Source organism: Mesorhizobium sp. M5C.F.Ca.IN.020.32.2.1 (genome assembly GCF_004023105.1).
GTDB classification, from domain to species: domain Bacteria; phylum Pseudomonadota; class Alphaproteobacteria; order Rhizobiales; family Rhizobiaceae; genus Mesorhizobium; species Mesorhizobium wenxiniae.
Genome location: NZ_RZSX01000555.1, coordinates 1 through 4,335, shown reverse-complemented (window position 1 = coordinate 4,335; position 4,335 = coordinate 1). Strand labels below are relative to the sequence as shown.

General features: G+C 63.1%; 5 protein-coding genes. 4 read left to right on the top strand and 1 reads right to left on the bottom strand.

Going from position 1 to position 4,335, the window contains the following annotated elements; all coding sequences use genetic code 11:
* Positions 1-872, bottom strand: an 872-nt coding sequence (locus EOA86_RS24130; protein ID WP_128343962.1) for a GntR family transcriptional regulator, incomplete at its 3' end; no start/stop codon positions are given.
* A gap of 237 nt (positions 873-1,109) precedes the next feature.
* Between EOA86_RS24130 and EOA86_RS24125 the strand changes: the two genes are divergently transcribed.
* The 4 genes from EOA86_RS24125 to EOA86_RS24110 all read left to right on the top strand — a co-directional run.
* Entirely contained in the window at positions 1,110-2,174 is a 1,065-nt protein-coding gene (locus EOA86_RS24125; RefSeq protein ID WP_127209737.1) for a spermidine/putrescine ABC transporter substrate-binding protein, read from the top strand.
* 105 nt (positions 2,175-2,279) lie between these two features.
* On the top strand, positions 2,280-3,122 hold the full coding sequence (locus tag EOA86_RS24120; RefSeq protein ID WP_128343964.1) for an ABC transporter permease: 843 nt from the start codon (positions 2,280-2,282) through the stop codon (positions 3,120-3,122).
* Complete coding sequence (locus EOA86_RS24115; protein ID WP_128343960.1) at positions 3,115-3,909, top strand: ABC transporter permease; 795 nt, start codon at positions 3,115-3,117, stop codon at positions 3,907-3,909. Before EOA86_RS24120 ends, EOA86_RS24115 begins: the two co-directional genes overlap by 8 nt.
* A partial coding sequence (locus tag EOA86_RS24110; RefSeq protein WP_128343958.1) for an ATP-binding cassette domain-containing protein occupies positions 3,906-4,335 on the top strand: 430 nt, incomplete at its 3' end. The genes EOA86_RS24115 and EOA86_RS24110, both read left to right, overlap by 4 nt.

Below are 4,335 nucleotides of genomic sequence, written 5' to 3'. Positions count from 1 at the left end.
CTGCGGGAGAGCCGCAGGTGGACGCGAAGCAGATCGGCTGCAACCTCATACTGCCGGCTTTCCAATTGGTCGAGTATGGTCAGGTGCTCGCGCAGCGATTGCTTCAGCCGGAAGACGTTGACGCCGGCATAGGTTCCCGGAAGCCGGCGCAGCCTGAGATGGTCGGACAGCGCGTCGGTGACGAACCGGTTGGCGGCGCCGTCGGCGATCATTCCGTGAAAATCGATGTCCAGCCGCTGGAACTCTCTGATATCGAATGCGGCATCGGGCAGCGCCAGCAGCGCTTCCATGCCCTGGCGCAAGGCAGCCGCGCGCGTCCCGTCCAGCCGAAAGCCGGGCGCCAGAATGGCGGCGGGTTCCAGCAGCAGGCGGAACTCATAGCTTTCCCCTTGTGCCTCCGGATCGTCAGGCACCCGCCTGAACAGCCAGGCCTGCCCCGGTGCACGGTCCAGAAGATTTTCCTCCGTCAGTTTCTTTAGCGATTTTAGTACCGTCTTTCGTTCGGCACCATAGCGCCGCATCAGCGCGCCGATGGTCACCGTTTGATCCAGCCGGCGCGCCGACCGATCGCGCAGGATCATCTCCGCGAGCTCGTCTTCCTCGGCGCTCGGCAGGTCGGCTGAAACGGTCGCCTGGTTGGTGAGGTCGACGGCCAGCCGATAGCCCGATTCAGCCTCCCAGCGCACGACACCCCTTTCGGTGAGCAGGCGCAAAGCGGCGCGCACCGGGGTTCGAGATACGTTGCACAGCGAGGCGATCTGCTGTTCCGGGAAATGAGCGCCGGCCTCGAAGCCGCGCTGCCGGGCCACATCGAGAATGCGCTGAGCGAGATCGAGATGGTTGGTGCGCGGTCGTCGGGCGGCGGCTTGCATGGCGATTTCTCACGAACGGCTTGACCGCTACGGCCTGACCGAGCGCGCTTATAGCGCGTTCGGCGATTTCGCAGCGACGTGCCAAATTATGGATTGACGTACTTTTTTCTGCAATAGTACTGTGAGGTCAAACGGCAACAAAAAGACCGGGGAACAGGATCGAAGCGGCGGCATGGGTCGCAAGCGCTGGTCCGACGATTGATTGAATTCGACGATCAACCAGAATGGGAGTCTGTAATGACCGCCTCAACCCGCCTGCGCCATCCGTTAAAGATATCTTCGGTCGCGCTTGGTCTCGCCCTGGCGCTGTCGGCGCCGGCGGCCGCTGCCGACCTCGTCATTTCCAACTGGGACGGCTACATGGCGCCGGATGCCATGGCCGCCTTCAAGGCCGCAACCGGCGTTTCCGGCGAAGTCGTGGTTCACGCCACCAATGAGGAGATCATGGGCAAGCTCGTGGCTTCGGGCGGCAAGGGCTATGACGTGGTCTTCGTCTCCTCGCCCTTTGCCGAAGTGCTGAACAAGCTCGGCCTGATAGAGGCGATCGACCACGCGAAGATCCCCAACCTTGCAAATCTCTATCCCGAGGCGACGAAGCTGCCGCACGATGCCGGCAACAATTTCTCCGTGCCTTACACTTGGGGCACCACCGGCCTCTGCTACCGCTCGGATCTGGTCAAGACCGAGCCGGCCAGCTGGAACGATCTTCTCGCCCCCTCCGACGACCTCACGGGCAAGACCACTATGCTGGCGACCGACCGCTGGCTGCTCGCCGCGGGCCAACTCGCCAAGGGCTATTCGGTCAACGAGACCGATCCGGCCAAGCTCGCCGAGGTCAAGGACCTGCTGATCTCGGCCAAGAAGACCTTGCTCGCCTATGACGACACCACCTTCTACTCGAAGCTGGTCTCCGGCGAGGCGTTGTTGGTGCAGGCATGGGACGGCTGGTGCAATTACGGCATCGCCGAGAAGCCTGAGATCAAATACGTCATCCCCAAAGAGGGCTCGGATCTGTGGGTCGACACGATGGTGGTGATGAAGGCTTCGGCCAACAAGGACGCCGCCTTCCAGTTCATCAACTTCATGCTGGACGCCAAGAACCACGCCTGGGCGGCGCAGAACATCGACTACAAGGTGCCGAACAAGCCGGCTATGGAAAGTCTGCCTGCGGATTTCCTCGCCAAGTTCCCCAATATGAGCATGCCGGTGGCCGAGCTGGTCAAGTTCGAGCAGTTGCGCGACGTCGGCGACGCCCAGCGCGACTATTCGAAGATCGTCAGCGAGATCAAGGCCGCGCAGTAACTAGTATCAAGGTCAGAGATCGCGGTCGACGGCGGGCCTCCGCCGCCGGCCGCTGAGTGCGGTATCGCAATCGTGTCCCAAACCAGATTTCGCTCCTCCTTGCTGATGGCGCCGGCGCTGGCCTGGCTCATCGCCTTGATGGTGGTGCCATGCGCTCTGGTGCTGGCGCTCGCCTTCTTCCGGCGCGGCATCTATGGCGGCATTGAATACACCTTCACGCTGGAGAATTTCGGGCTGGTGTTCGACCCGCTCTATGCCGGCATCTTCCTCAATTCGGCACGCATCGCCGGCACGGCAACGCTGATCGCGGTGGTGATCGGCTATGCCGCCGCCTATGCGATCGCGGCGGCACCACGCCGGTGGCAGCCGGTATTCCTGTTCTTCGCCGTCCTGCCTTTCTGGTCCAACTACCTGATCCGCACCTACGCCTGGATCGTGCTGCTCAACCGCGAGGGCCTGATCACGCAGCTCTTGCGCTGGCTTGGCTACACCGGCGAGCCGCCGTCGATGCTGTACAGCGAAGGCGCCGTCATCGCCGGTCTGGTTTACAATTATCTGCCCTTCGTTATCCTGGCCTGCTACGCGCCGCTGTCGCGGCTCAATCCGGAGCTCGCCGAGGCCTCACGCGACCTCGGCGCTTCGGCGATGACCACATTTCGCCGGGTCATCCTGCCGTTGACGGTGCCGGGCATCGCCGCCGGGGCGGTGTTCGTCTTCGTGCTGTCGATCGGCAATTTCGTCACGCCGGCGCTGCTCGGCGGCGGCCGCTTCCAGATGATCGGCAATCTCGTCTACGACCAGTTCCTGACCGCCAATGACTGGCCCTTCGGCGCCGCACTTGCCATGGCGCTGATCGCCATAATGCTGCTAGTGCTGACGGCGCAGGCCCTGGCTGCGGATCGCGCCGCAGGCCGTGCCGCCGAGGCGAAAGGAGGCGCCGATGGCTGAGCGCTCCCCCGCCACGCGGCGCACGCTCTGGCTTGTGCTTTCGCTGGTCTTTGCCTTTCTCTACATCCCGATCTCGGTGCTGGTGGCGCTGTCTTTCAACCAAGGCGGGCTGCCGACCGTCTGGTCGGGCTTTTCACTGAAATGGTATGCCTCGTTGGTCGGAAACGCCGCGATCCTTTCCGCTGCCCTCAACACGCTGATCGTGGCGCTCGTCTCGACGGCAATCGCCACCTTGCTCGGCACGCTGCTGGCGATCGGTGTCGAAATACGCCGGCAATATGGGAGCGGCCTCGAGGCGCTGATCTTTGCGCCGATGATCATTCCCGACATCGTGCTGGCGATCGCGCTGCTCAGCTTCTTCTCTTTGCTCGATTTCACCCTGGGCCTGCACACCATCATCCTCGCCCATGTCGTCTTCAACCTCGCCTTCGTCTGTTCGGTGGTGCGCGCGCGGCTGAAGAGCTTCGACTGGTCGATCGTCGAGGCTTCCGCCGATCTCGGCGCCGCCGCGCTCACCACCTTCAGGCGGGTGACATTGCCGGTCATCCTGCCGGCGGTCGTCGCCGGTGCGCTGCTCGCCTTCACGCTTTCGGTCGACGAGTTCATCATCGCCTTCTTCACATCAGGTGCCGGCCGCGCCTCGACCACGCTGCCGATGCAGATCTATTCGATGATCCGCTTCGGCATCACCCCAGAGATAAACGCATTGGCGACCATCGTCATGGCGGTCAGCATCACCGCGCTAACCCTGTCGCAGCGGCTCAACCGCGGGATGATCGGCCAATGAACGAACCCCGCACGCTGCTGGCGATCGACAAGGTGTCGAAGAATTTCGGCCGGGTGACCGCCGTCGACCGCATTTCGCTCGATATCCGTGAGAACGAGTTCTTCGCCCTGCTCGGGCCGTCGGGCTGCGGCAAGACCACGCTGCTGCGCATGTTGGCCGGCTTCGAGACGCCCAATGACGGGCGCATCCTGCTCGACGGGCACGACATCGCCAGGACGCCGCCCAACAAGCGGCCGGTCAATCTGATGTTCCAGTCTTATGCGCTGTTTCCGCATATGAGCGTCAGGGCCAACGTCTCCTACGGCCTCGAAATGGAACGCTTGCCGGCAAAGGAAATCCGCTCCCGCGTCGACGCCATCCTGGCGACGACCGAGCTCATTCCTTTCGCCGACCGCAAGCCGGAGCAACTGTCGGGCGGGCAGAAGC

Bases quoted from the DNA above. Each gene is read 5' to 3' on its own strand.
- EOA86_RS24125 (WP_127209737.1), top strand. From the start codon at position 1,110: ATGACCGCCTCAACCCGCCTGCGCCATCCGTTAAAGATATCTTCGGTC.
- EOA86_RS24120 (WP_128343964.1), top strand. From the start codon at position 2,280: ATGGCGCCGGCGCTGGCCTGGCTCATCGCCTTGATGGTGGTGCCATGC.
- EOA86_RS24115 (WP_128343960.1), top strand. From the start codon at position 3,115: ATGGCTGAGCGCTCCCCCGCCACGCGGCGCACGCTCTGGCTTGTGCTT.